Source organism: Ensifer adhaerens, from assembly GCF_002940685.1.
Classification (GTDB): Bacteria; Pseudomonadota; Alphaproteobacteria; order Rhizobiales; family Rhizobiaceae; genus Ensifer; species Ensifer adhaerens_E.
Genome location: NZ_PNFP01000004.1, coordinates 484904 through 507801, shown reverse-complemented (window position 1 = coordinate 507801; position 22898 = coordinate 484904). Strand labels below are relative to the sequence as shown.

At 63.2% G+C, this 22898-nt stretch carries 28 protein-coding genes; 11 read left to right on the top strand and 17 right to left on the bottom strand.

Translation table 11 applies throughout. The features are described 5' to 3' along the window. Nucleotides 1-144: 144 nt before the first annotated feature. Nucleotides 145-612, top strand: a complete 468-nt coding sequence (locus C1A35_RS11010) for an SRPBCC family protein (RefSeq protein WP_104664347.1) — start codon at nucleotides 145-147, stop codon at nucleotides 610-612. Between the two features lie 10 nt (nucleotides 613-622). Here C1A35_RS11010 and C1A35_RS11005 read toward each other — a convergent pair whose 3' ends face one another. Beyond that, on the bottom strand, nucleotides 623-1000 hold the full coding sequence (locus C1A35_RS11005; RefSeq protein WP_104664346.1) for a hypothetical protein: 378 nt from the start codon (nucleotides 998-1000) through the stop codon (nucleotides 623-625). Nucleotides 1001-1219: 219 nt separating this feature from the next. Here C1A35_RS11005 and C1A35_RS11000 point away from each other — a divergent pair, with 219 nt between their 5' ends. After that, nucleotides 1220-1705, top strand: a complete 486-nt coding sequence (locus C1A35_RS11000) for a BA14K family protein (RefSeq protein ID WP_104664385.1) — start codon at nucleotides 1220-1222, stop codon at nucleotides 1703-1705. Between the two features lie 170 nt (nucleotides 1706-1875). Here the strand turns inward: C1A35_RS11000 and C1A35_RS10995 are convergent, their stop codons facing one another. From C1A35_RS10995 to dmeF, 14 genes are all read right to left on the bottom strand, one after another. After that, entirely contained in the window at nucleotides 1876-2085 is a 210-nt protein-coding gene (locus C1A35_RS10995) for a hypothetical protein (RefSeq protein ID WP_104664345.1), read from the bottom strand. Nucleotides 2086-2306: 221 nt separating this feature from the next. Beyond that, nucleotides 2307-2618, bottom strand: a complete 312-nt coding sequence (locus C1A35_RS10990) for a hypothetical protein (protein ID WP_058327027.1) — start codon at nucleotides 2616-2618, stop codon at nucleotides 2307-2309. A gap of 358 nt (nucleotides 2619-2976) precedes the next feature. Next, complete coding sequence (locus C1A35_RS10985; RefSeq protein WP_104664344.1) at nucleotides 2977-5049, bottom strand: ASKHA domain-containing protein; 2073 nt, start codon at nucleotides 5047-5049, stop codon at nucleotides 2977-2979. Nucleotides 5050-5203: 154 nt separating this feature from the next. Continuing rightward, nucleotides 5204-5536, bottom strand: a complete 333-nt coding sequence (locus tag C1A35_RS10980) for a hypothetical protein (RefSeq protein WP_104664343.1) — start codon at nucleotides 5534-5536, stop codon at nucleotides 5204-5206. Nucleotides 5537-5583: 47 nt separating this feature from the next. Next, complete coding sequence (locus C1A35_RS10975; protein ID WP_104664342.1) at nucleotides 5584-5886, bottom strand: hypothetical protein; 303 nt, start codon at nucleotides 5884-5886, stop codon at nucleotides 5584-5586. Between the two features lie 36 nt (nucleotides 5887-5922). Next, entirely contained in the window at nucleotides 5923-6888 is a 966-nt protein-coding gene (locus C1A35_RS10970; RefSeq protein ID WP_104664341.1) for a methyltetrahydrofolate cobalamin methyltransferase, read from the bottom strand. A 94-nt stretch (nucleotides 6889-6982) separates the two neighbouring features. Continuing rightward, nucleotides 6983-8074, bottom strand: a complete 1092-nt coding sequence (locus C1A35_RS10965; RefSeq protein ID WP_104664340.1) for a methylenetetrahydrofolate reductase — start codon at nucleotides 8072-8074, stop codon at nucleotides 6983-6985. After that, nucleotides 8071-8673, bottom strand: a complete 603-nt coding sequence (locus C1A35_RS10960) for a methylenetetrahydrofolate reductase C-terminal domain-containing protein (RefSeq protein WP_104664339.1) — start codon at nucleotides 8671-8673, stop codon at nucleotides 8071-8073. The genes C1A35_RS10965 and C1A35_RS10960 overlap by 4 nt, the downstream gene beginning before the upstream one ends. Beyond that, the gene (locus C1A35_RS10955) at nucleotides 8666-8968 is read right to left on the bottom strand and encodes a virulence factor (protein ID WP_060520592.1); all 303 of its coding nucleotides are present in this window, start codon (nucleotides 8966-8968) and stop codon (nucleotides 8666-8668) included. Before C1A35_RS10955 ends, C1A35_RS10960 begins: the two co-directional genes overlap by 8 nt. Nucleotides 8969-9206: 238 nt before the next feature. Further along, on the bottom strand, nucleotides 9207-10007 hold the full coding sequence (locus C1A35_RS10950; protein ID WP_104664338.1) for a formyl transferase: 801 nt from the start codon (nucleotides 10005-10007) through the stop codon (nucleotides 9207-9209). Between the two features lie 56 nt (nucleotides 10008-10063). After that, nucleotides 10064-10231, bottom strand: a complete 168-nt coding sequence (locus C1A35_RS10945; protein ID WP_158665047.1) for a hypothetical protein — start codon at nucleotides 10229-10231, stop codon at nucleotides 10064-10066. Nucleotides 10232-10620: 389 nt separating this feature from the next. Then, nucleotides 10621-11391 carry a pyrroline-5-carboxylate reductase gene (locus C1A35_RS10935; protein ID WP_104664335.1) on the bottom strand — a complete coding sequence of 257 codons (771 nt, stop codon included), beginning with the start codon at nucleotides 11389-11391 and terminating at the stop codon, nucleotides 10621-10623. A gap of 49 nt (nucleotides 11392-11440) precedes the next feature. Next, a complete protein-coding gene (locus tag C1A35_RS10930; protein WP_043619696.1) occupies nucleotides 11441-11716 on the bottom strand; it encodes a metal/formaldehyde-sensitive transcriptional repressor in 276 nt (91 codons plus the stop codon). Nucleotides 11717-11741: 25 nt separating this feature from the next. Then, on the bottom strand, nucleotides 11742-12722 hold the full coding sequence (dmeF, locus tag C1A35_RS10925; RefSeq protein WP_104664334.1) for a CDF family Co(II)/Ni(II) efflux transporter DmeF: 981 nt from the start codon (nucleotides 12720-12722) through the stop codon (nucleotides 11742-11744). 119 nt (nucleotides 12723-12841) lie between these two features. Between dmeF and C1A35_RS10920 the strand changes: the two genes are divergently transcribed. Beyond that, a complete protein-coding gene (locus C1A35_RS10920; protein WP_158665046.1) occupies nucleotides 12842-13549 on the top strand; it encodes a hypothetical protein in 708 nt (235 codons plus the stop codon). Here the strand turns inward: C1A35_RS10920 and C1A35_RS10915 are convergent. Beyond that, a complete protein-coding gene (locus C1A35_RS10915) occupies nucleotides 13532-14152 on the bottom strand; it encodes a DUF1638 domain-containing protein (protein ID WP_104664332.1) in 621 nt (206 codons plus the stop codon). The two genes, C1A35_RS10920 and C1A35_RS10915, sit on opposite strands and share 18 nt — an antisense overlap. A gap of 39 nt (nucleotides 14153-14191) precedes the next feature. Here C1A35_RS10915 and C1A35_RS10910 point away from each other — a divergent pair, with 39 nt between their 5' ends. Further along, nucleotides 14192-14350 carry an entericidin gene (locus C1A35_RS10910; RefSeq protein ID WP_104664331.1) on the top strand — a complete coding sequence of 53 codons (159 nt, stop codon included), beginning with the start codon at nucleotides 14192-14194 and terminating at the stop codon, nucleotides 14348-14350. A gap of 171 nt (nucleotides 14351-14521) precedes the next feature. On the opposite strand, the gene C1A35_RS10905 is transcribed toward C1A35_RS10910, so the two are convergent. Beyond that, complete coding sequence (locus tag C1A35_RS10905; RefSeq protein ID WP_077960905.1) at nucleotides 14522-15217, bottom strand: corrinoid protein; 696 nt, start codon at nucleotides 15215-15217, stop codon at nucleotides 14522-14524. 336 nt (nucleotides 15218-15553) lie between these two features. Here C1A35_RS10905 and C1A35_RS10900 point away from each other — a divergent pair, with 336 nt between their 5' ends. The 7 genes from C1A35_RS10900 to C1A35_RS10870 all read left to right on the top strand — a co-directional run bounded on the left by C1A35_RS10900 (nucleotide 15554) and on the right by C1A35_RS10870 (nucleotide 22885). Further along, nucleotides 15554-17128, top strand: coding sequence for a trimethylamine methyltransferase family protein (locus C1A35_RS10900; RefSeq protein WP_104664330.1), 1575 nt, complete (start codon nucleotides 15554-15556; stop codon nucleotides 17126-17128). Between the two features lie 107 nt (nucleotides 17129-17235). After that, a complete protein-coding gene (locus C1A35_RS10895) occupies nucleotides 17236-17940 on the top strand; it encodes a 4Fe-4S dicluster domain-containing protein (RefSeq protein WP_104664329.1) in 705 nt (234 codons plus the stop codon). A gap of 129 nt (nucleotides 17941-18069) precedes the next feature. Continuing rightward, nucleotides 18070-18621 (top strand): hypothetical protein, encoded by a 552-nt coding sequence (locus C1A35_RS10890; protein ID WP_158665045.1) that lies wholly within the window; start codon nucleotides 18070-18072, stop codon nucleotides 18619-18621. Between the two features lie 46 nt (nucleotides 18622-18667). After that, entirely contained in the window at nucleotides 18668-19105 is a 438-nt protein-coding gene (locus C1A35_RS10885) for a DUF805 domain-containing protein (RefSeq protein ID WP_234822847.1), read from the top strand. Between the two features lie 331 nt (nucleotides 19106-19436). After that, on the top strand, nucleotides 19437-20186 hold the full coding sequence (locus C1A35_RS10880) for a phosphodiester glycosidase family protein (protein WP_104664326.1): 750 nt from the start codon (nucleotides 19437-19439) through the stop codon (nucleotides 20184-20186). A gap of 126 nt (nucleotides 20187-20312) precedes the next feature. Further along, complete coding sequence (locus tag C1A35_RS10875; protein ID WP_104664325.1) at nucleotides 20313-20840, top strand: RNA polymerase sigma factor; 528 nt, start codon at nucleotides 20313-20315, stop codon at nucleotides 20838-20840. A gap of 2 nt (nucleotides 20841-20842) precedes the next feature. Further along, nucleotides 20843-22885 (top strand): vWA domain-containing protein, encoded by a 2043-nt coding sequence (locus tag C1A35_RS10870; RefSeq protein WP_440271515.1) that lies wholly within the window; start codon nucleotides 20843-20845, stop codon nucleotides 22883-22885. Nucleotides 22886-22898: the final 13 nt, after the last annotated feature.

Sequence of the window (22898 nt, the reverse complement as noted above, 5' to 3'; positions counted from 1 at the left end):
TCGCTACGGCGCTGTCGAGGGCGCGCTCGCGAGCGGCTTCGCTACCGCCCAGCTACACCACTTGTGGGGACGCGACCGGGGCAGCGGCGATGACCGTACAATCGGCGGACTTGCGATCGTTGACGATCGGAGGGGAGACCCAACATGCAGAGGATCGAGCCGGCCCCAGTGCAGAAATCCGTCACTGTCAGCGTGCCGCCGGAGCGCGCCTTCGAGATCTTCACGGCCCGCATGGGCGACTGGTGGCTGAAGACCCACAGCCTGACGGAAAGCGGCCAGAAGACCGTCGTCGTCGAGCCCGCCGCCGGCGGCCGCTGGTATGAGATCGGCACTTCGGGCGAGGAGAGGGAATGGGGGCGGGTGCTCGCCTGCGAGCCGCCGAAGCGCATCCTCTTTGTCTGGCAGCTCAACGCCGACTGGGTTTTCGATCCGGAGTTTCAGACCGAGGTGGAGGTGAGGTTCGAACCGACGGCCGAGGGCGGCACCACCGTGCGGCTGGAGCATCGCGATCTCGCAAGCTACGGCGCCAAGGCGGAAGTCGCCCGCGCGTCGCTCGATTCCGAGGGCGGCTGGGCAGGGTTGCTCGGGGCGTTTGCGGCGAAGGCCGGTTGAGGGGCGGGCGCTAGCCGCCGCAATAGAGCTTCATCGACGCTGCGCGCTTGCCGATCTCGACCGACCTTGCAACGCCGTGAGGGTTCTGTTCCGGAAGCCTGCCTCCGCTGGAACGCGTTACCGCCGCGAGCGCCTGCTCGAACTCCGTGAGATCGAGCGCCTTCTTCTGGGCAAGAAACCACTGCGAGGTTTTCGTGCGGATCATCTGGCGAAACCCTGACTCAATCGCGCCCTTGTCCTTGAGCGGAGCAACGACGCGCATGCGCGCCGGCTTTTTGTCGGCGGTGCAGCCATAGACAAGAATGCCGTTCCTGGCGGCATTCGCATTTCCGCTTGAGAGCGCGAGCGTTACCGCCACCAACAGCGTTGCAGTCCGCGTGTTCGTCATTTGCTGCCCTTTCCGCCCCTTCCGCTTGCCCAACCCAAGGTTCACGCAAGGCCGAAGCAAATGCAAGCTGTGGCGGTGATGCCGAGCGGTCGGGCTCAGGAGGGTGCCGAAAGTTCGCAGGTGCTAAGGGAGAATGTCTGGTGGCCAAGCCCTCCATGTTCATCCCAGGTTCATGCGTGGGCCGGAAAATGGGCCGACGAAAAACAGTTGGATGAGATGATGAAAAGAATAGGTGCAGTCCTCGTGGCTGCTGCCACGGCGCTGTCGGCGGTCTCGGCCCAGGCCGTGCCCATGTCCCCCGTTTCGGCCGGGCAGGCGGTTTCCCAGCCGGTCGAGTTGATCCACCACAAGCCCGGTCATTACGGTGGCCCGCCGCACAAGCGCGGATATGACGGCTACCGCTACAGCGGCAAGCGTTACAATGCCGGCCCACGATACGGCTATTACAATGGCTATGAGGGATACCGTTACCGTCGCGACGGCTACCGTCGACACAGTGACGGCTGGTGGTATCCCCTGGCGGCCTTCGGCGCCGGCGTGGTCATCGGCGGCGCGATCGCGCAGCCACCCCGCAGGGTCTATTCCAATGCGCCGTCTGCCCATGTCGAATGGTGCTACGACCGCTATCGCTCGTACCGGGCCTACGACAACTCGTTCCAGCCCCATTACGGGCCGCGCCAGGAATGCGTGTCGCCGTATTACTGAGCGGGACGACCATCGGAGGGCAGCCATCGCTTTGGTACGGCGATGGCCTCTGAAGATCGGGTGAGGCGGGCTCGTCGATCGATCGGCGCTTTGCGTGACGAGTATTCAGGCGCGTCGGAATCGCGACCAGCGTAGGATATCGAGGACGGCCCCAACCGCCCTCGATGATCTCAATCGTGGTTCGAGATCCTGCCCCTTTGGCGGTTCTCGTTGGCTTTGCCATGTTTTCCGGGGTTCCCGGGCTTGTTAACCCCGCCGGCAAGCTCCAATGCCCCGCTGGTTGTGGCTAAGGGCTGCTTTTGGGCGGGCGCAGGCGAAATGGCAGCGACGGCGGCGCCCGCGAATGCGAGCGACGCCGCCATGGCGATAACGATCTTCATGTGATGTCTCCTGGGTTCAAACCACCTGCACGCGGCAGGAACCCTGGCGTACCCCTGCCTGGGGTAGCGGGACATACGGCAGTTGGCGTATTTCGACCCGCCGCCGCGCCGCCAAAAGCGGAAATGGTTAGCTGCAGATTAAACGCAGGACGCCCACCGTGGTGTCTCCAGGGTGGGCGTCGCCTCGGAACTGAGGTGTCGGAAACTCTTGGATCTGGCGCTTACTTCGTCGGTGTCGGACGCACCAGCGTCACGACGCGCGGCTTTGACGGGGCGTCCAGCCACTCGATCCACTTGTCCCGTTCCTCGATCGTGTCGAAGAACCGCCAGAGCTTGTAATCTTCCTCGGTGGTCTGCAGCATCTCTCCGAGCGAGACGAGCTCCATCGGCAGTTCCACCTCGTTGCCGTCGTAGCGAATGAAGTAGATGCCTTCGGCCGCAAGCCGGATGACCTGGCCGGTGCCGTAGGTGCCATCGGGATCATCGACGGTGAAGTACATGCCGGTCAGGGTATCGAGAATTTTGTCGTTCATGGGTTCTGGATGCCAGTTTAAGGAATAGGTTTCATCAGACCGTCGCCCGCCGCCGGAATTTAGGCAAGCTGAAATATCGAGTGTCCACGTCTGGTGCAGCGTAAGGCCGCTCGAACGCCCGCCCCTCATCCCGCTGCCGCGACCTTCTCCCCGCGCGCGGGGAGAAGGGGCATGCCTCGCCCGCACGTATCCGTGATCCGTTTGGAGCCGCCGCAATCTCGATCGTTGCCGTCGCCTGGTACCGGTGCCGCGACCTCGTCTCCTCTCCCTGCCTGCGAGGAGAGGGCCAGGGTGAGGGGCATACGCCCGGCCCTCTGGGAGAGGCACGAACGCGACGGCGTCCCGAACGACTTCGAGCCTACTCCCGGCTTCTCCGCCGCCGGCGTCCGCCGCCTTCACCGTCGTCGCCGCCCACCTTGCGCTCCGGCAAAGTGACGACAGTCGAGAGCTTCGGGAAGGCGTCGACCTTGTTCGGCATCGCCATGGCGTTGACGAAATGCTCCTGAAATTTTGATTCAAGAGCCGTCTCTATCTTCTCGATTTTGCTGACGGTTTGCTCGATCTCGCGGCGGTGGCCGCGGTTAAGCAGCGCCATTAGCGCGCCGGTGCCGGCGGCGTTGCCGACGGCCTTTACGTCTTCCAGGTCGCAGTCCGGGATCAACCCCAGCACCATCGCGTATTTCGGGTCGATGAAGGAGCCGAAGGCGCCGGCGAAGCGGATGGTGTCGACATGGTCGACGCCCTGCTTTTCCATCAGGAGCTTGATGCCGGCATAGAGCGCTGCCTTGGCAAGCTGGATGGCGCGGATGTCGTTCTGCGTTACCGTGATGCGCGGCTCGCCGTCGTGCAGCAGGTAGGAGAAAGTGCGGCCGTTCGGGATGATGCGCGGGCTCTTTGCCGCCATTCCGCCATCGACGACGCCGTCCTGCGAGATAATGCCGGAGAGATACATTTCGGCGACGATCTCGATGATCGCCGAGCCGCAGATGCCGGTGACGCCGACAGAGGCTGCGGCTTCAGTGAAGCCTTCCTCGTCCGACCACTTCTCGACGCCGATGACGCGGAAGCGCGGCTCCAGCGTCTGCGGGTCGATGCGCACGCGCTCGATCGCGCCGGGGGCGGCGCGCTGGCCCGAGGAGATTTCCGCGCCCTCGAAGGCGGGGCCCGTGGGGGAGGAGGCGGCGACGACGCGGTCCCTGTTGCCAAGCACGATCTCGGCGTTGGTGCCGACATCGACGAGCAGCATCATCTTGTCCTGGCGATAAGGCCCTTCCGAAAGCGTGGCGCCGGCCGCATCGGCGCCGACATGGCCGGCGATGCAGGGCAGCATGTAGAGCCGCGCACCGCGGTTGACGTCGATATCCAGTTCATGCGCCCAGTATTGCAGTGCGCCGGATACGGCGAGTGCAAACGGCGCCTGGCCGAGTTCCGTCGGGTCGATGCCGAGGAACAGGTGGTGCATGATCGGGTTGGCGACGAAGACCATGTCGAGAATGTCGTGGCGGTCGACCTCGCCCTCGGCGCAGACCTTGCCGATGAGGCCGTTGACGGCCTCGCGCACGGCCTTGGTCATCGCCTCACGCCCATCCGGGTTCATCATCACATAGGAGACGCGGCTCATCAGGTCTTCGCCAAACCGGATCTGCGGGTTGGAGGCACCGGAGGAAGCGGCGATGCGGCCGGAAAGCAGCGACACCAGATGCATGGCGATCGTCGTCGAGCCGATGTCGCAGGCGACGCCATAGGCCTCGTTCTTGAGGCCCGGCCAAAGGCCGACGATGAAGGGGCGAGAACTATCCATGTCGCGGTGGATGGCGGCGGTGACGGCCCAGTTGCCCTTGCGCAGGATGCCCTGCACCTGCGGGATCAGGTGCGGCGCGATCAGGAGATCCTTCCAGCCCCAATCCTTCTCCAGCATCACCTTCAGCCGGTCGAGGTCGCCGAGCGGCTTGTGCATGTCGGGCTCGTCCACCTCGACATAGCAGAGCTGGACGGCGGCATTGCGCTCGATCACCCGGTCGGTTGCGGCCTTGCGCACGACCTGGGCATTGATGACGGTATCCTGCGGCACGTCGATGACGAGATCGCCGAGGATCTGGGCGGAACAGGAGAGGCGGCGGCCATCGGGCAGCCCGCGGATCTTTTCGTAGCGTTCTTCCTTGGCGCCTTTTTCCGAGATGTGCTCCAGCGAGGAGACGATCTTGTGCTTGGCGAAATTGCCTTCCTGCACCTCGATCTGACAGCGCCCGCAGGTGGCGCGCCCGCCGCACACGCTTTCGACATAGACGCCGAGCTTGCGCGCCGCATCGAGCACCGGGGTGCCCACCGGGAAGCGGCCGCGCTTGCCCGAGGGCATGAACAGCACCAGAGGTTCCTTTTGCGCGGCTTCGGTCATGTTGGTCTCGATCTCGGCGTTACCTTCGATGCGCATGCTCGGGGTCTTTCATCAGGTCGCTTCGCGAGGGCAGCGAAGCACGGGTAAACGGTTTCAGACTGCACCGGAACGGCGCCCGATAGTTGTCCAATCCCGACATGGAAGCATCTGTTTCAAACAGTTAGGTCTGGGGCTCGGCGGCGCGTCGGGCTTACTTGCGCGACAGCCGCCGGGCGTTGCTGCGCACCCGCTTGCCATAGGGCCTGAGCGCTGCCGAAGCAATCGCCGTTCCGTGGCCCGAAGCCGTGCCGCCGGTCATCAGCCGCATCGTGTTGTCGAAGGCGGCCTTCCACAGCGCGACATTGACGGCGACGACGCTCTCGGCTGTGGCGGCAATCTTCTCGGAGATCATGCGCTGAAGCTCGGCCACGTCCTGCGACTTGCCGGTCAGCGCCGCCATCTGCATCTCCTGCAGGCGGACGGCAATGACGAAGGGGGCTTCAAACCAGAGGGATGCAGCATCGAGGCGAAGGCGGCGTGTCATGGTGATCTCCACTTTGCGTTGGCAGATGGATGAACCGACGTCCGTTGCTACGGCGCCCCGGCAATTTTCACGACTGCGAATGCGTAGGTAAAGGCTGCTACCGCGACGGCCGAGCTGCCCCAGGCGAGGGCGTTGATCACCCGCTCCTCGGGTCCGAGATAGACCTTCTTCGTGACAGTGGCGATCATGACAGCGAAAACCACCGCCGCAACGACAAACAAGACCGGGACGACATGCGTTCGCAGCACGTCGTAGAACCGTTGAAACTCGGCCGCATCGTCAAACAATGTGTACCGGGCGACGAGGAGTAAAGGGAGAATGACGGCGAAGAGGCGCAGCTGGCTTCTCATCGTCTTTCTCCCTTTCGATTACCCGTTGGCGGGAAGCTATTCGCTTGCAGCCGCACCACCCGTGCGGGCCGCGCGGCCACCGCGACGTCCGCCGCCGGCGGCTGCCGCAGGTGCTGCTGCAACGACATGGCCACCTTCGGCCGGCTTGTGGTCGCGGTAGGTCTTGATCCAGTGGGTGCAGTTCGGGTCGGTGCCGTTCAGGACGTTTGCGGCGCGCACGGCCTCCATTTCCTGCGGACGGCAGGGGTTCATGATCGCCGACGTCATGCCGGCGCCGATGACCATGGGGATGAAGCCGGCATTGATGCCGTGGCGGTGCGGCAGGCCGAAGGAGATGTTGGAAAGGCCGCAGGTGGTGTTGACCTTCAGCTCCTCGCGCAGGCGCCGCAGCAGCGCGAAGACCTGCCGGCCAGCGTCGCCCAGGGCGCCGATCGGCATGACCAGCGGATCGACAACGATGTCGTGCGGCTTGATGCCGTGATCCATGGCGCGCTCGACGATCTTCTTGGCGACGGCAAAGCGCACGTCCGGGTCCATCGAGATTCCGGTTTCATCGTTGGAGATAGCAACCACCGGTACGTCGTATTTCTTGACGAGCGGCAGGATCGCCTCGAGCTTCTCCTCTTCGCCGGTGACGGAATTGACCAGCGGTCGGCCCTTGGCAACGCGCAGTGCCGCCTCGATCGCGGCGGTGACGGAACTGTCAATCGCCAGCGGCACGTCGACGAGGCCCTGGACGATTTCGAGCGTCTTGACCAAGAGCGGCGGCTCGGTCTCGTTCGGGTTGACGGCGGTGACGCCGGCGTTGACGTCGAGCATGGTCGCGCCCGCGGCAACCTGTTCCAGCGCATCCTTGATGACGGTGTCGAAGTTGCCCTCGATCATCTCGGCGGCAAGCTTCTTGCGGCCGGTCGGGTTGATGCGTTCGCCGATGACGCAGAAGGGCTGGTCAAAGCCGATGATGATCTCGCGGGTGGCGGAGGCGACGATGGTGCGGGTCATTAAGGGTCCTTTGTCCTCAAGCGGCGGGCGCTATGTAATCACGCCCTTGAAATCGATGATAGGCGTCGAATGACCGGCGCCGGCTTTGTTGTCTTCAATGCTGATGATGGGCCGCGGCTTCGGCCATCTGCTGTTGGTTCTCTTCCTTGCCTTCGCGAATGTGCTCCAGGCGCTCCGCCACCACCGCATCCGCGGGCAGCGTCTCGTGCTTCCACGGCCTGCGGCCCTTCAGGACGCCCGATTCATGCACGATCTCTGCGACATATTCTTCCTGGCGATAGGCCATCACGTGGATGCCGGAGACGCCTTCGATCTCCTTCACCTCGTTGATGATGTCGATGCAGAGCTGCTTGCCTTCCTTCTTCTGGTCCTGCGCGCCTTCGAGCCGGGTGATGACGCTGTCCGGGATATGGATGCCCGGCACGTTGGAGCGGATCCAGCGGGCGGTCTTGGCCGACGCCATCGGCCCGACGCCGACGAGGATGTAGCACTTCTCATGCAAGCCGAGGTCGCGCACCTTCTTCATGTATTCGCGGAACATCGGCACGTCGAAACAGTACTGGCTCTGCACGAACTGCGCGCCGGCCTCGATCTTCTTGGCCAGCCGATAGGGGCGGAAGTCATAGGGCGGTGCGAAGGGGTTGATCGCAGCGCCGAGGAAGACCTGCGGCGGCGTCGTCAGCTTGCGGCCCGAGAGGAACTTCGAGTTGTCGCGCATGATGCGCACGGTCTCGAGCAGCGACATGCAGTCGAGGTCGAAGACCGGTTTTGCACCCGGCTGATCGCCCGCCTGCACGCCGTCGCCCGTCAGGCACATGATGTTCTGCACGCCCATGGCGGACGCGCCGAGCACGTCGCCCTGGATGGCGATGCGGTTCTTGTCGCGGCAGGCGATCTGCATGATCGGCGCATAACCCATGCGGGTCAGAAGCGCGCAGATGCCGACCGAGGACATGTGGCAGTTGGCGCCCGATGCGTCGACCGCGTTGATGCCGTCGACCCAGCCGTCGAAGATCGCGGCACGTTCGTAGACGTCCTGCGGATTGGCGCTGTCTGGCGGGTTGAGCTCGGCGGTGACGGCGAATTCGCCACGGCGCAGAACACGTTCGAGCCGGCCGCGTGAGGAATGGCCGGGCAGGGGCTCGAGCGGCGCACCTGGATCGAAGGGATTGATGTCGGGGCTCATGCCTGGCCTTCCTTGGATGCCGCTTCACGGCGGGCTGCTGCTTCCGCCGTCACGCGCAGCCAGGACGAGGTTTCGCGCAGCGACTGGTTGACCGGCTTCTGCACGTTCATGATGGCATTGCCCTTCTCCATGTTCTGCGAGCCCTTCCAGGCCTGCACCCAGACGCAGGGCATGTCCGGCTCGACCTCGCAATTGCCGTTGGCGCGCACGCCGCCGCAGGGGCCGTTGCGCAGCTGCTTCGGACAGTTCATCGGGCAGGACATGCCGGTCGAGGACAACGCGCACTGGCCGCACATGCGACAGTCGAAGAGGAAGCCCTTGACGTGGCGCTCGACGAAGGTCACCGGGCGCTCCACTCGGCCGTAGCCGATGGCGTTCCAGAGCGGATGCAGCAGCAGGAACAGGTCGGCGAAGCGGTTGTAGAACCACTCGAGGAAACGGGAATTCCTGACCGCCCAGAGGCGGACGGTGTATTTGTGGCGCGAGCGGCGGCTCGGCGAGACGCCAGACGGCGTAAACGCGCCGGTCGCGGCCTTGGCGGCCGGGGCCGCGTTGCCCTTCATGATCTTCGGTTCGCCTGGCGGTTTGGCGTCAGCCATTGTCGCGGCCCCCGGCTTTCACGAGGGCGACGAGGCGTTCGCGGTCATAGGCGGCTTCGAGCTCGGCGGCAGCCTGGTCGGCTTCCGTTTCCAGATCGTCGGAGACCGGAACCGGGTCGGCCTTGCGCCATTCGGCGAGATAGTCGTCGGTTTCGGCGGCGCCGGTGCGCATCGCGCACATGTCGATCGCCTCGGTGAAGCGCAGCGACAGTTCGCGCTTGGCCGTCGTGCGGCCCTTCTTGATGATGACCTGGGCCGGAATGTCGCGCCAGTAGACGATAATGCGATCTGCCATGGGATGTTGTTCTCCTCGTTCTGCGACAATGCGCATGTACCGGCGTGCGGGCTCATCTCGCCACGACGTCGGATATGTCCAAAAACGACGCTGAAGCGGAAGCCATATCAGACGTCCTGAGGGCAATGCGCAAGTCGCAGTTGAGGCGATTGTTGCCGGCAAGAGCCGTTGGCCCGGATTGCCCGCAGTTTCAGGCTTTTAGCCGTTGTCGGATGTGGGCAGGCGGCGGCTTGCCGGCCTACCAGATGCCGCGAAGAATGCCGTTCGACACCCATGTCCAGATCGGCGGGTGATACCATTGCCGTGACGGGCCTGCGACATCGACAGGCTTGAGCTTGCCGTCGAGCGCGTCCGCGACCGCGGCAATCGCAATGTCGGTGGAGGCGGCGGTCTGCAGCAGCGGATAGGTGTGCATGCTGTCGGTTGCAGCGGGCTTCGGGCGCGACTGGTAAAGCACGCCGCCGGTATCGACGCCGGCGTCGACCAGATGCACGGTCGCCCCGAAATTCTCCGCGTCATCGTTGACGAGCGCCCAGTAGCCACCCATCAGGCCGCGATAGGCGGGGTTGATACCGGCGTGGAAATTGATGACCGTGCAGGGCATCGCCGCAAGCGTCTCTGCCTTCAGCATGCGGCAGCTGATCAGGAAGACGACATCGGGTTTCAGCGCGCGCATGTGAGCGATGGCTTCGGCGTCGTTGATCGAAACGACAGGTTTGACGGGGATCGCCGGATCGGGCGTTCCCGAAACCTTGTAGGTGGCGAGGATCTCTGCTGCGCGCCTGCGGGTAAAGCGCTTGCCGAAGCGCGAGGCGACCATGGTCGCAAGCTGCCCCAGCGCCGTCGGCCAGCCGAGCCTGCGGGCGCGGCGGCGCAGAAACAGGCCTTTCGATTCCGGCTGCTCCTCGACGACGGTGACGTCGGCAAAGCTTGCCGAGAGCGCGTTGATCATGATCCACGGGTTTTCGCCGCCCGCAGTGACGACGACGACACGGCCGGGACGCTTGCCCATGTGATTCTGGCTGGCGATGTCGGTCATGGCGGCCCCGTGCTTTGACAGGGCCGAGTTATGAGGGCTTGCCCGTTACCGGCGGCTTAACTGGTCCAATACCATTCGGCGACGCCGCCGCCGAGAACGACGAGGGCCACGGACTCGACCATCTTCACGTCGTCCGAGAGGCCGCAAACCGCGCCGATCACCAGGGACAGAACCAGGCCGGCAGTGCAGCCGATGGCGTAAGGCAGGTATGCGAGGAATTTCATCGGCGTCCCCCAGGTGGATGCAAGGCCGTTGCCCTGCATCTCGTTCTAGGTCCAGCGGTTGCGCGCTGGACTGTCTACAGGTTAGCGCGGATTCGTGTTTGAGGAAGAGCTGATTTTTTGCCGTCGCCGGATGGTTCGTGGGGAGGCTCGCCGACCGGACCTTGGTGCCGCCGATGATTGCGTCGGGCTGCCCCTCACCCTAGCCCTCTCCGCGCAGGGGGAGAGGGGACGTGCCCCGATCCTAGTTTCGCGAAAGCAAGCCGCAGCCAGGCGGAAATCGTGGTGCTTATTGTTGGCGGAGTGGGGCCTGCGAATCTCCTTCGCCCCGCTTGCGGGGAGAAGGTGGCCGGCAGGCCGGATGAGGGGCATTCCTCAAGCGTTTCGGATCCTCACGACGCCGCGGTAATCCGCCGATGAATCCCGCCGAGGCTCTCCTTCAGCCGTTCGAACGTGCCGTGTTCCGTCAGTTCGCGCAGCACCTGTTCGTTGATGCCGCCGCGCGTTGCATAATCCGCGGCCAGATGCGCGAAGCTTTCGGGCGTGGTTTCCGGCGCCTGGCCCAGGGCGGCAGAAAGCGAGGATACGTAGTCGCGGCCCTTGTTTTCCTCGACTCCGTGGTCCTTCAGCCAGCCATGGATCGTTTCCAGGTATTTGAAGTAGCTGGCATAGGTGGCGGTCGCCACGCTCAGGGCATCGAACTCGCTCTCGCTTGTCACCTCGATCGCATTGCCGAGCCGGCCGAAGAACGCGGCCACTTCGGGATCGGGCGGGAAGAGGATTGTCGGCCCCTTTCGAATGGCGATCATCGGCATCGGCAAGGCCTTGGTCAGCCGTTTCACCGGACCGACCATGGCGGCGATCTCGGCGCAGGAGAAGGTCGCGATCAGGCTGACGACGTGATGATCCGGCCGAAAGCGCAAGCCCGGCAGCACATCGCGGGCAATCTGCGGGCGCACGCCGAGCATCACCATGTCCGAGGCGTCGAGCACCGCCTGATTGTCGGCCGCAACGGTGACGTCGGCAAAGCGGGCGGCGAGGCCCGCTGCGATCGCTTCGTTGCGCGGCGAGAGGATGACGGAGGTGGTGTCGCCGGGAAGCGTCTTGAGGCCGGTGACGATTGCCGAGGAGAGTGCGCCGGTGCCGATGAAGCCAAGTTTCATGGAAGTTCCTGTCACCTGAAAATGCGTGGGTTCGACCGCGATGCGCGCTCTATTTCATATAGGCGCGCACCACGTCGACCAGTTCGGCTGCCGCTTCGTCGCGATCCTTCTGCGACAGGTCGGCGGCGGCCAGATGCATGTGGATATGGTCTTCGACCACTTCCGCCATCAGCCCGTTGACCGCGCCACGGATGCCGGCGATCACCTGCATGACTTCGGCGCAGCCCTTTTCCTCCTCCAGCATCCGCTCGACCGCCTCCATCTGGCCTCGGAGGCGTCGGACCCGGTTGATGAGTTTCTGCTTCTCGCGGATCGTATGGGTCATCGGATGCTCCGGTTTCGGGCGACGACTATGCGGCCCGTGGTTCCACCTCTACGGTCACATGCGACAAATCGTGAATGGCGGCAAGCTTCTCGCGATAATAGGACGGCGCCCGCGGGTTGTCGGCGACGATCGAGACGATGGCGCCGTGGTGGCCGGGACCGAGCTGCCAGACATGCAGGTCGACAATCTCGGCATCTTCCCTGGCGACGATTTCGCCGATCTCCTCTGGCAGGTCCTCGCCATCGGGAATGTAGTCCAGCAAGGTCGCACCAGTGTCGCGGATGAGGCCGAAGGACCAGCGGGCAATGACCAGCGCGCCGACGATGCCGATCGCGGGGTCGAGCCAGAGCCAGCCATAGAGCGCACCGAGGCCCAGGGCGACGATCGCGAGAACCGAGGTCAGCGCGTCGGCGAGCACGTGCAGATAGGCGGCGCGCAGGTTGCGATCCTGCCCGCGATGGTGGCCCTGTTGGTGTCCGTGATGATGCCCATGGTGATCGTGATGGTGGCTGTGATCGTCCTTCAGCAGCCAGGCGCAGACGAGATTGACGATCAGTCCGGCGACGGCGACGAGGATCGCCTCGCTGAAATCGATCGTGACCGGCGCGTTCAGGCGCTTCAGGCTCTCCCAGCCGATCAGAAGCGCGATGAGCGCCAGCACGATGGCGCTGGAGAAACCCGCGAGATCGCCGAGCTTGCCGGTGCCGAAGGTGAAGCGGCGATTGTTCGAGTGCTTGCGCGCATAGAGATAGGCAAGCGCTGCGATCAGCATCGCGGCCGCATGCGTCGACATGTGCCAGCCGTCAGCGACCAGCGCCATCGACCCGAAGATCTCACCGGCCGCAATCTCGACCACCATCATCGTTGCGGTCACTGCGATGACGATCCAGGTCCGCCGCTCGTTGCGCGCGTGATTGCCGCCGAGGAAGACATGATCGTGGCGCGCCGCAAGCACGCGTCCGTTGTCGTGCGAATGCCGGTGGTGATGATGGTCGTGATTGCCCATGTGATCTCTCCCGTATTATATAGGGGGGTACCCTATATAATTGGCAGGTGCAAGCGGGCTGGACTTTGGTTGCAACTTACGGGAAGACTTGCGTTGAGTTGCGTTGCTTGGGGACCTTGGTGGCGAACAGCAATACGTTGCGAGTGCAGCAGATCGCCGATGGTGTAGAAGACCCGCCTTTCCAGCGGTTCTATCGGTTTTTCGTTGGATGGGGGACGTTGCCGTTCACCTACGGCCCCTATATTTTCTTTCTGATGCTGCCGCGCCGCTGGTTCGACTTTGAAGGCCCCAAGGCCATGATGACGGTGCTGCCGAAATTCTGGTTCGAGGCGAGAAACTTCAAAGCAAAGTTTCCCCTTGAAGACACCCACTTCTATTTTTCCGCCAGCCTCTTCGCTTATCTCGTCGTTTGCGCCACATCCATAGCCGTCGCTGTACGCTGCTACCGTGTGGGACGACGATACCCGTTCACGCTGGCGCAATCGCAACCCTGGAACCCGTATCGACATTTCGGTCTGCCGATGTTGGTTTCAGTGCTCTGGATTGCTTTTGTCCCGATGCCGGTCGGCTGGGACTCGACTGGCGTCAAGGGCAATCCTTTCGAAAATCCTGTCCTTCTGCCGGTCTACAATCTCGCAGGCGTCGGAGTGTTGCCGACTATAGGTGCGGCTGCCGGCCTGTGGCTCGGGCGTGAGCGGGCTCGGCGAGAGGTGGACCGACAAAGGCCACCAAGACGGATGATTTCTATTTGCCTCGATGGAGATGACCATTCGGAACGAATGCCGCCGCGCAAGGCTGGGCTCGATGGCTCAAGCCCGCTTGAGTGACGTCGTCAGATCGCCATAGCCGGTGAAGCGGTATTCGTACTGAAGGCCTAGCGTCTCCGCTGCCTTCTTCGCCTTTTCCTGCAAGGCCGCGTCCTCCAGCTGTGAAAGGTAGATCAGCTTGCGGTAATGGCCGAAATACATGTCCCGGAGTTCCGGGTGCCGATCGAGGCCGAGCGGCACGATGACGAAGGCCTCGAACTGGCGGGCGAGGAAGTCGGTGAGGAAGAAGGCGGTGATGTCGTCGTCCCAGCGGCGGGCGAAGTCCTCGTTGCCGGCAAAGAAGGAATAACAGTGCGGGCCGGGGATGCGCTCGACCTTTTCCTCCTCGAGCAGCCGGTCGAGTTGCCCGCCGGTGCCGCAATCGGCATAGGCGACAAAGATGCGCTTGAAGCCTTCAGCCCGCGCCTTGGCGATCGCGTCGCGAATGCCCGGCGTGATCTTGTCCGGGGTGTTGTGCCAGATGGCGGGCAGACAGTTGAGGTCGATATGGTCAAGCCCGTTCGCCTCGCAGACCGCAAGGATTTCCCGCGCGATGGCGCCACAACCGATCACGTGAACTTTTTCCGGTTGTGCACGTTCTATTGCGGGCGATACTTTTTCCATCTTGATTCCATGTGGCTATCAGCGGGAAGGACCCTGACCATGACAGTAAAGACCCTTGCAATCGTCGGCGCCGTTCTCGTCGCCCTTTCGACGCTTACCGCCTGCGGCAACACCATCCGCGGCATCGGGCAGGATACCGCAAACACGGTCAACGCGACACAGTCGGCCGGCAAGAAGGTGGCAAACTCCGTCAACTGACACTGTCCCGGACCGGATCGTTCCTCGGAACGTAGCCGTTTGGTGTTTCGATGAAACAAGGAACGGTTACGGTCCGGTGCTTCGACTGGCCGGCAGACCCGCCAGACATAGGAAAGCCGGCCGCGGATTTCACCCACGCGGCCGGCTTGTTCAGTTCGGACGATCCGAAGCTCAGCCGGCCAGGCGGTTGTGCTTGCGCTTCATGAAGTCCTTGGCGGTTTCAACGGCGATCGCCGCATCGCGGCAATAGGCGTCGGCGCCGACGGCCTTGCCGAATTCCTCGTTGAGCGGCGCGCCGCCGACGAGAACGACGTAGTCATCGCGCATGCCCTTTTCCTTCATCGTGTCGATCACGACCTTCATGTAGGGCATGGTGGTGGTCAAAAGCGCCGACATGCCGAGAATATCCGGCTGCTCGCGCTCGATCGCTTCGAGGTAGTTCTCGACCGGGTTGTTGATACCGAGGTCGACGACGTCGAAGCCCGCACCTTCCATCATCATGCCGACGAGGTTCTTGCCGATGTCGTGAATGTCGCCCTTGACGGTGCCGATCACCATCTTGCCAAGCTTCGGCGCGCCGGTTTCGGCGAGCAGCGGGCGCAGGATCGTCATGCCGGCCTTCATGGCGTTGGCCGACAAAAGCACTTCCGGCACGAACAGGATGCCGTCGCGGAAGTCGATGCCGACGATGCGCATGCCTTCGACCAGCGCCTGGGTCAGCACGTCGTAAGGCGTCCAGCCGCGCTTGAGCAGGATGTTGGTGCCGTCCTCGATTTCCTCCTTCAGGCCGTCATAGAGGTCGTCGTGCATCTGCTGCACGAGTTCTTCGTCGGAAAGGTCCTCGAGAATGATTTCATCGTCTGCCATATTGGGGTTCCTCGGTTCCTGGCACGGTCGCGCGAAATTTTCGGACGCGTCCATTCATCCATAGCGGTCGACAGCTAAAAATCTGTTTTCGAAAGCGACGTCGCATATGACAAAAAGCGACGGCGGGGCGGCTTCTTTTGGCCCCTGCATATTGTTAACAAAAACAATATATTCGCGCCACGCGGTTTTTGTCGTCCCGTGGTCGCTTCTCGGTAGTGTTCGAGTTGCGCCATGCCTTGGCGCATTGAGACCCGCAAGGCCCCCGATGCTTGGTAGCATTAAGGTCAAATGATGCTTGAAGGCGCAAAAAGTGATGCGCGGGAGAGGAAAGAGCGAATGAGCGACGTGACAGATCAGGGCGCGGTTGAGGGCGGCGGTCGCCGCGCACGCGGCGAGGGCCGGGGAGCAGCGGCAAGGCGCGCATCGCGCACCGGCGGCGGCCCGGGGCCGTCTCTGCCCTATATCCAGCGCGAGATTCGCGAATACGAAGTCCTCGACGAGGAAGGCCTGCAGCTGATCGAGCGCAACGCCGATACGATCCTGGAGGAAATCGGCATCGAATTCCGTGACGATGCCGAGGCGCTTGAATTGTGGAAGCAGGCGGGTGCCGACGTGCGCGGCCAGCGCGTGCATTTCCCTAAGGGACTCTGCCGCGAACTGCTGAAGACGGCGCCATCGGAATTTACCTGGCATGCCCGCAATCCGGAGCGCAGCGCCCAGGTCGGCGGCAAGGCGACGATCTTTGCCCCGGTCTACGGCCCGCCCTTCGTGCGCGATCTGGAAGGCAATCGCCGCTATGCGACGATCGAGGATTTCCGCAATTTCGTGAAGCTCGCCTATATGGCGCCGTCGATGCATTCGTCCGGCGGCACGGTCTGCGAGCCGGTCGACATCCCCGTCAACAAGCGCCACCTCGATATGGTCTACAGCCATATCAAATATTCCGACAAACCCTTCATGGGCTCGGTGACCGCACCGGAGCGCGCGGAAGACACGATCGCCATGGCGAAGATCGTCTTTGGCGACGAGTTCGTCGAAAACAACTGCGTGACGCTCAACCTCATCAACGCCAACTCGCCGATGGTCTTCGACGAGACCATGGTCGGCGCGCTCAAGGTCTATGCCCGCCACAACCAGGCCTGCGTGCTGTCGCCCTTCATTCTCTCCGGCGCCATGAGCCCGGTGACGGTTGCGGGCACCTTGACGCAGATTCTGGCCGAAGTGCTTGCAGGCGCCTCCTTCACCCAGCTGATCCGCAAGGGCGCGCCGGTTCTGTTCGGCACCTTTGCCGCCTCGATCTCGATGCAGTCGGGCGCCCCGACCTTCGGCACGCCGGAGCCGTCGCTGGTCTCCTATGGCGCCGCCCAGCTTGCCCGTCGCCTGAAGCTTCCCTTCCGCACCGGCGGTTCGCTCTGCGGCTCCAAGGTGCCGGACGCGCAGGCAGCGCACGAGTCGGCCAATACGATCAACATGACGCTTCTTGCCGGCACCAACTTCGTGCTGCATGCGGCCGGCTGGCTCGAAGGCGGCCTGGTCTCGTCCTACGAGAAGTTCATGATCGACCAGGACCAGCTCGGCATGATGCAGAAGATGGCCGAAGGCGTGGACCTCTCGGAAAACGCCCAGGCGCTCGACGCGATCCGCGAAGTCGGCCCGGGCAGCCACTATCTCGGCTGCGCCCATACCCAGGCCAATTTCCAGACGGCCTTCTACCGGTCGCCGCTTGCTGACAACAATTCCTTCGAACAGTGGGAAGTGGAAGGCGAAAAGCGCATCGAGCAGCGCGCCAATGCACTCTGCCGCAGCTGGCTGGAGCACTACGAGGCGCCTTACCTCGATCCGGAGATCGACGAAAAGCTCAAGGCCTTTATCGCCAGCCGCAAGGATTCGATGCCGGACGCTTTCACCTGAAAGGGTCCCGAGCGAGCCAGGGAGCAAGGCGGCGCGGCGCAGGTGGCCGACATGATCCAGAAAGAGGTCTGGCGCCCGCATTACGAACACCAGGGGCCGAAACCGAAATGACGGCGCCTTCCGCAACTGCGGACAAGACGATCGAGATCATCCGTGCGGCGCTCGCGCCGCACGGACTTTTTTTGCGCGGAACCGTGAATTTCGAAGCGGGCGAGGCGGCACCGCTGCTCGGTGACGGCCGGCCGGCGGCAAGCGTGGTGTTGATTGGCAATATCGGCGGTTCGCTGTGGCAGCCGTTCAGCGCGTGGCGCGAGACCGAGCCGGAAGGCAAGAGCACCGATCCGCTCGACACATGGTCGAAGGCGACGATCGAACCGGTTGCGGCAGCCTGCGGTGCGACCGCCTATTTTCCTTCCGACCCGCCCTGGCAGCCGTTTCAGCAGTGGGCGATGCGGGCGGAAGGCCTGAAGCCGTCGCCATTGGGCATCCTCATCCATCCGCGATACGGGCTCTGGCATGGGTACCGCGGCGCGCTCGGGTTCGACAGGCCGCTTGGAGAAACAGGCGAGCGTGCGACAGGACATCCCTGCGACAACTGCTCGGCAAAACCCTGCATGTCAGCCTGTCCGGCCGAAGCATTGGCCGGCGAACGCTTCGATGTCGGGCTCTGTCGCGGCCATCTGTGCACGGATGCGGGCAGGGCAGGTTGCCTCGCACATGGCTGTCTTTCGCGCGCCGCCTGTCCGGTCGGCGCCACGCACCGATACCCGCCGGAACAGCTTTGCTTCCATATGGCTGCGCTTGAACTCTGAGTGTCCTCCTCCACCTTGGCGCGCAAATATGGTGCAAATCTCCAAAATGACTAAAATTGGAGGTGTCGTGGAAAGGTAATATTATCGAATTTATAACGATCTGGACGGCGTGGCGTTGGAGTCCATCGTATGAGAGGTAGCCCAGTCGTATCCGTGAGCAACTATCCTCCGCATCTGTCGCGCGAGGATGTGGAAGCGCAGATCTCTCGGCTTGACAGCATTCACGCGGCCAACAGCCAGATTTTGAACGAGGCCTACAAACGCCTGCTGGCGGTCGGCGCCGGCCATGCGGCCGTCATCGCCGCCTGCATCACCGGCTTCGACGCGCTGGTCGATCGTTCGGTGTTTGCCGGCGATCTTCTGCCTGGCGCGATCGACATCCTCAGGAAGTTCGCGCTCACTGTCAGCGCACTCGGCCTGTTTCTGACCTTCCTGGCAATCGGCAGCAATTTTCGTCTGGTGCAGAAGGAAGCCAGGCGCCACGCGGTAAAGCTGGCAACGACGCTCAGGGAAAAGCGGCTGCTTTTGTCACTGTCGCAGGATGTGCTCAACCGCGACCCCAAATCATACCTGCTGTCCGGCGTCGGCGGCTTTGCCTGTCTCTGCGTGATTTTCGGACTTGCAGCCGCCGCCGGATGTTACGGCCTCGTCATGGCGATGGGGCTGCTGGCGGCTGGCTAGCGGCAGGTCTGGCCTCAGCCATCCGGTCCTCACTCGATCAGTTGCAATGGGTACAATGCTCAAAACATTCTCGTTACAGGGTAGGCTTAATCGTCTTCGCTATTTCCTGTTCAACGTGGCAGTTGTCGCTATCGCTGCGGTCGCGGTATCCGCGCTCACTCGCCTGATGGCGATGGTCGGAGATCGACAAGCGCTTTCAGTGATTCATGGAATGGTCGCCCTAACCTATGTGCTGGCTATCATCGCCAGCCTGTGCTTGATGGTGAGGCGACTGCATGACTTCGATCAGAGCGGCTGGTGGACCCCTTCGGTCTTTTTGCTTCACTTGGTCCACGGCCATTTCGAGGCAGTTGACTCCCTGATCGCAACCATTCTCACGGGCATCTTGGTGCTGGCGGTCCATGTTGCAATCATCGTTACCCCTGGCTCGAAGAACTCCAACAGGTTCGGCCAAGTGTCAGGCTCCGCTGCAGCGCCCGTTTAGGCTAGCCCGGCCGATAATGACCCTCGCGCGCAACCTCGGCGTTGCGGAGATCAAGCGGTCGCATTGCTACCTCCGGCGATTTCCGCCGCGATCCTGTGATCTTGGAGCCAATGGGGAGCCGCCAGGCGCGGTTGCCTGCGGACTTGGGGCAATTGAAGCCGTTTCTCCACCTCTTCCTCGCCAAGCAATCGGCGCAGGCGTAGTCGTCGGCGAACTCCGACCTGAACTTGTCCAGCGACGATGGCGGTTGCAGTGCTTCGCTTCCGATCCTGCGCCAGAACCGCCTTAATCTGCGTCATGCTTGACGTCTGATTCGATTGGACCTTTTGCCATGCCGCTTTTCCCAAAACCCTTCCTCGTCGGTGCTTTCCTGTCGGCGGGCCTTGCCGGTCCGGCGCTCGGCGCCTGCCGCGATGTCAGTCATCTCGGGCAGGACTATGTGACCTGCAGCTTCGATCCGGCGACAAGCGACATCCGCGTCTACAACAAGGACCAGGCGGGCGTGCCGTTCCGCTCGTTCCGGGCGCTGTCGCTGGAGTTGCGCCATCGCGACGAATACATGGCCTTTGCCATGAATGGCGGCATGTATCACGAGGACCTGTCGCCGGTCGGCCTGCATATCGAGGAGGGGCGTGCGCAGGCGCCGCTCAACACCAATACGGGCTGGGGCAATTTCCACCTGCTGCCGAACGGCGTGTTCTATGTCGAGGACGGCAAGGCGGGCGTGATGGCGGCCGACGCCTATCGCGATGCCAGGATCGCTCCGCGTTACGCCACCCAATCCGGGCCGATGCTCGTCATCGACGGCAAGCTGCATCCGCGCTTCCTGGCTGACAGCACCAGCTTCAAGACCCGCAACGGTGTCGGCGTGACGGCAGAGGGCGAGGTGGTCTTCGTCGTCTCGAAGCGCCCGGTGCGCTTCCACGACTTCGCGACGCTGTTCCGTGATGCGCTCGATTGTCCCAATGCGCTCTTCCTCGACGGCACGATTTCGAGCGTCTATGCGCCTGATATCAACCGCCACGATCGGCTGTTTCCCATGGGCCCGATCATCGCCGTCGTCGGACAGTTTCCGCGCTGACTTTCCATGGGCGCGGGATATGGGCGCACGCACTTTTCCTCATCCGGAAAAAAATCTTCGCTTGCACCCAAGGAATGATCGGCCTGCAACGTCTAAGGTTCAAATGAGGTGAGGGCGGGCACGGATTTGGACGCTGAACTCGTCGAAAAGGCGGTAAGTGGAGACCGGCAGGCGTTTGGTGCGCTTGTCGAACGACACTATGATTTTGTCCATGCGGTCGCCTGGCGCTGGTCCGGCAACGTGTCGGATGCGGACGACATCGCCCAGGATGTCTGCCTGCGGCTGGGCGCGGCGATCCGCGGCTTTCGCGGCACCAGCCGGTTTCGCACCTGGCTCTATACGCTGACGCTGAATGCCGCGCGCGACCACAGGCGGCGGCAGACGCGCGACGATCGCCGTATGCAGGCCTATGCCAGCGAGCAGGCGACGGTTGCACCGCCTGAAGATCCGGACGAAGAACAGCGCGAGGCGCTGTGGACGGCGGTGCGAGCGCTGCCGGAAAAACAGTGCGATGCGGTGCTGCTCGTCTACGCCGAAGGCTTGAGCCATCAGGCTGCGGCCGACGTGCTCGGCTGTTCGGAGGCAACCATATCCTGGCATGTGCACGAGGCGCGCAAGCGCCTGAAGACATTGCTGGGCAAGGAGGCAGTGTGACCATGCGCGACGATTTCGAAAAGCTCTCCGGGCTGATCCCGCCGAAGGCTTCCGCCGAAGCGCGCGCCCGCGCGCTGGCAGCCGCCATGCAATCTTTCGACGAGGCCGAGAAAAATTCGAGTGCCACCCAAGGATCGTCATTCCCGGTTCGTCAAAGCTCCATCTTCAACCGGATATGGAGCCCCATCATGAACCGGAAACTGCTTGCCGGATCGGCACTGGCAACCCTTCTCGTCGTGCCCGCCGCCGCTTTCCTGACCTTCGAGCTGTCGCGTGACGGCGCGCCTTTCGGCGAGTGTGCGCAGGAGATCGCGCTGAAGGGGGAAATAAGCAAGGAAGAAGCACGGCAGAAGCCAGAGCCCCAGGTCGCTGCCAGGAAGGCGGCTGCCGACGAACGCGCCCGCCAGCAGGAAGCGAAAACCGTGGAGGCGCCCTCGACCGTACAGGCCGAGAGCGAGGCTGCGGCCCCTGCTGCGCAGGCCGATGCGATGGCCAACAGTGTTGCACGCGACAGCGTCGCTCCGCTCTCGGCCGTCGGCGGTGCGCAGCCGCAGATGACATACCTGCCGGCCCCCGTGGTCCAGGAGGAGCTGATCGCTGCGCCATCGGAAAACCGCGAACGTTTCGGCAAGGCCGACGCCAATCCGGTGAAGAGCGTTGCGACCGATCCGGTCTCGACCTTCTCGGTCGACGTCGACACGGCATCCTACGCCTTCGTGCGCCGCTCGCTGATGGAAGGGCAGATGCCGGAGCGCGACGCAGTCAGGGTCGAGGAGATGGTCAACTATTTCCCCTATGACTGGCCGCGCCCGGAAAGCGCTGCCCAGCCCTTCAAGGCGACTGTGACCGTGACGCCGACCCCCTGGAACGGCGGCACGCGGCTGATGCATGTGGCGATCAAGGGCTACGACGTCGTGCCGGCCGAAGCGCCGAAGGCGAACCTCGTCTTCCTGATCGACGTTTCCGGCTCCATGGACGAGCCCGACAAGCTGCCACTCCTGAAGGGCGCCTTCCGGCTGCTGGTCGAGAAATTGAAGCCGGAGGATACGGTCTCGATCGTCACCTATGCCGGCAATGCCGGGACGGTGCTTGAGCCGACAGCGGTGAAAGACAAGGCGAAGATCCTTGCAGCCATCGATACCTTGCAGCCCGGCGGCTCGACCGCCGGCGCCGAAGGCATCGACGCGGCCTACGGGCTTGCCGAGAAGGCCTTCGTCAAGGGCGGGGTCAACCGCATCATGCTGGCGACGGATGGTGACTTCAATGTCGGTCCGTCGAGCGACGAGGACCTGAAGCGGCTGATCGAGGAGAAGCGCAAGAGCGGCATCTTCCTCTCCGTTCTCGGCTTCGGTCGCGGCAATTACAACGATGCGCTGATGCAGACGATCGCCCAGAACGGCAACGGCACGGCCGCCTATATCGATACGCTTGCCGAAGCGCAGAAGACGCTGGTCGAGGAGGCGGGCTCGTCGCTCTTTGCGATCGCCAAGGACGTCAAGCTGCAGGTGGAGTTCAACCCGGCCGCGATCGCCGAATACCGCCTGATCGGCTATGAAACCCGCGCGCTGAAGCGGGAGGACTTCAACAACGACAAGGTGGACGCCGGCGACATCGGCTCCGGCCACAGCGTGACGGCAATCTACGAGGTGACGCCGAAGGGCAGCCCGGCGGTGCTGAACGACGACCTGCGCTACGCGGAGGCGGAAAAACCGGCGGCAGAGACAGGTGCAAATAGCGGCGAGCTCGCCTTCCTGAAGATCCGCTACAAGAAGCCGGACGGCGACAGGAGCGAACTGATCACCACGCCGGTGACCGAGGCCAATGCGGTGCCGTCGCTCGATCAGGCATCGGGTGACGTGCGCTTCTCCGTGGCCGTCGCCGCCTTCGGACAGAAGCTGTCCGGCGTGACGGCGCTCGACGACTATTCCTATGACACAGTCATCGATCTCGCATCAGCCGCCAAGGGCGCCGACCCGTTCGGCTATCGAGCTGAGTTCGTCAATCTGGTGCGGTTGGCGAAGGGGCTCGGTGGCGCTGGGAAGTGATGTCGAGTGGGGC

Coding starts and splice junctions, on each gene's coding strand:
- C1A35_RS11005 (WP_104664346.1), bottom strand. CDS start 1,000: ATGACGAACACGCGGACTGCAACGCTGTTGGTGGCGGTAACGCTCGCG.
- C1A35_RS10985 (WP_104664344.1), bottom strand. CDS start 5,049: ATGCGCATCGAAGGTAACGCCGAGATCGAGACCAACATGACCGAAGCC.
- C1A35_RS10900 (WP_104664330.1), top strand. CDS start 15,554: ATGAGCGACGTGACAGATCAGGGCGCGGTTGAGGGCGGCGGTCGCCGC.
- C1A35_RS10960 (WP_104664339.1), bottom strand. CDS start 8,673: ATGGCTGACGCCAAACCGCCAGGCGAACCGAAGATCATGAAGGGCAAC.
- C1A35_RS11000 (WP_104664385.1), top strand. CDS start 1,220: ATGAAAAGAATAGGTGCAGTCCTCGTGGCTGCTGCCACGGCGCTGTCG.
- C1A35_RS10930 (WP_043619696.1), bottom strand. CDS start 11,716: ATGACCCATACGATCCGCGAGAAGCAGAAACTCATCAACCGGGTCCGA.
- C1A35_RS10935 (WP_104664335.1), bottom strand. CDS start 11,391: ATGAAACTTGGCTTCATCGGCACCGGCGCACTCTCCTCGGCAATCGTC.
- C1A35_RS10975 (WP_104664342.1), bottom strand. CDS start 5,886: ATGAGAAGCCAGCTGCGCCTCTTCGCCGTCATTCTCCCTTTACTCCTC.
- C1A35_RS10870 (WP_440271515.1), top strand. CDS start 20,843: ATGCGCGACGATTTCGAAAAGCTCTCCGGGCTGATCCCGCCGAAGGCT.
- C1A35_RS11010 (WP_104664347.1), top strand. CDS start 145: ATGCAGAGGATCGAGCCGGCCCCAGTGCAGAAATCCGTCACTGTCAGC.
- C1A35_RS10910 (WP_104664331.1), top strand. CDS start 14,192: ATGACAGTAAAGACCCTTGCAATCGTCGGCGCCGTTCTCGTCGCCCTT.
- C1A35_RS10995 (WP_104664345.1), bottom strand. CDS start 2,085: ATGAAGATCGTTATCGCCATGGCGGCGTCGCTCGCATTCGCGGGCGCC.
- C1A35_RS10990 (WP_058327027.1), bottom strand. CDS start 2,618: ATGAACGACAAAATTCTCGATACCCTGACCGGCATGTACTTCACCGTC.
- dmeF (WP_104664334.1), bottom strand. CDS start 12,722: ATGGGCAATCACGACCATCATCACCACCGGCATTCGCACGACAACGGA.
- C1A35_RS10955 (WP_060520592.1), bottom strand. CDS start 8,968: ATGGCAGATCGCATTATCGTCTACTGGCGCGACATTCCGGCCCAGGTC.
- C1A35_RS10885 (WP_234822847.1), top strand. CDS start 18,668: ATGGGTACAATGCTCAAAACATTCTCGTTACAGGGTAGGCTTAATCGT.
- C1A35_RS10880 (WP_104664326.1), top strand. CDS start 19,437: ATGCCGCTTTTCCCAAAACCCTTCCTCGTCGGTGCTTTCCTGTCGGCG.
- C1A35_RS10945 (WP_158665047.1), bottom strand. CDS start 10,231: ATGAAATTCCTCGCATACCTGCCTTACGCCATCGGCTGCACTGCCGGC.
- C1A35_RS10950 (WP_104664338.1), bottom strand. CDS start 10,007: ATGACCGACATCGCCAGCCAGAATCACATGGGCAAGCGTCCCGGCCGT.
- C1A35_RS10965 (WP_104664340.1), bottom strand. CDS start 8,074: ATGAGCCCCGACATCAATCCCTTCGATCCAGGTGCGCCGCTCGAGCCC.
- C1A35_RS10970 (WP_104664341.1), bottom strand. CDS start 6,888: ATGACCCGCACCATCGTCGCCTCCGCCACCCGCGAGATCATCATCGGC.
- C1A35_RS10895 (WP_104664329.1), top strand. CDS start 17,236: ATGACGGCGCCTTCCGCAACTGCGGACAAGACGATCGAGATCATCCGT.
- C1A35_RS10915 (WP_104664332.1), bottom strand. CDS start 14,152: ATGGAAAAAGTATCGCCCGCAATAGAACGTGCACAACCGGAAAAAGTT.
- C1A35_RS10905 (WP_077960905.1), bottom strand. CDS start 15,217: ATGGCAGACGATGAAATCATTCTCGAGGACCTTTCCGACGAAGAACTC.
- C1A35_RS10980 (WP_104664343.1), bottom strand. CDS start 5,536: ATGACACGCCGCCTTCGCCTCGATGCTGCATCCCTCTGGTTTGAAGCC.
- C1A35_RS10890 (WP_158665045.1), top strand. CDS start 18,070: ATGAGAGGTAGCCCAGTCGTATCCGTGAGCAACTATCCTCCGCATCTG.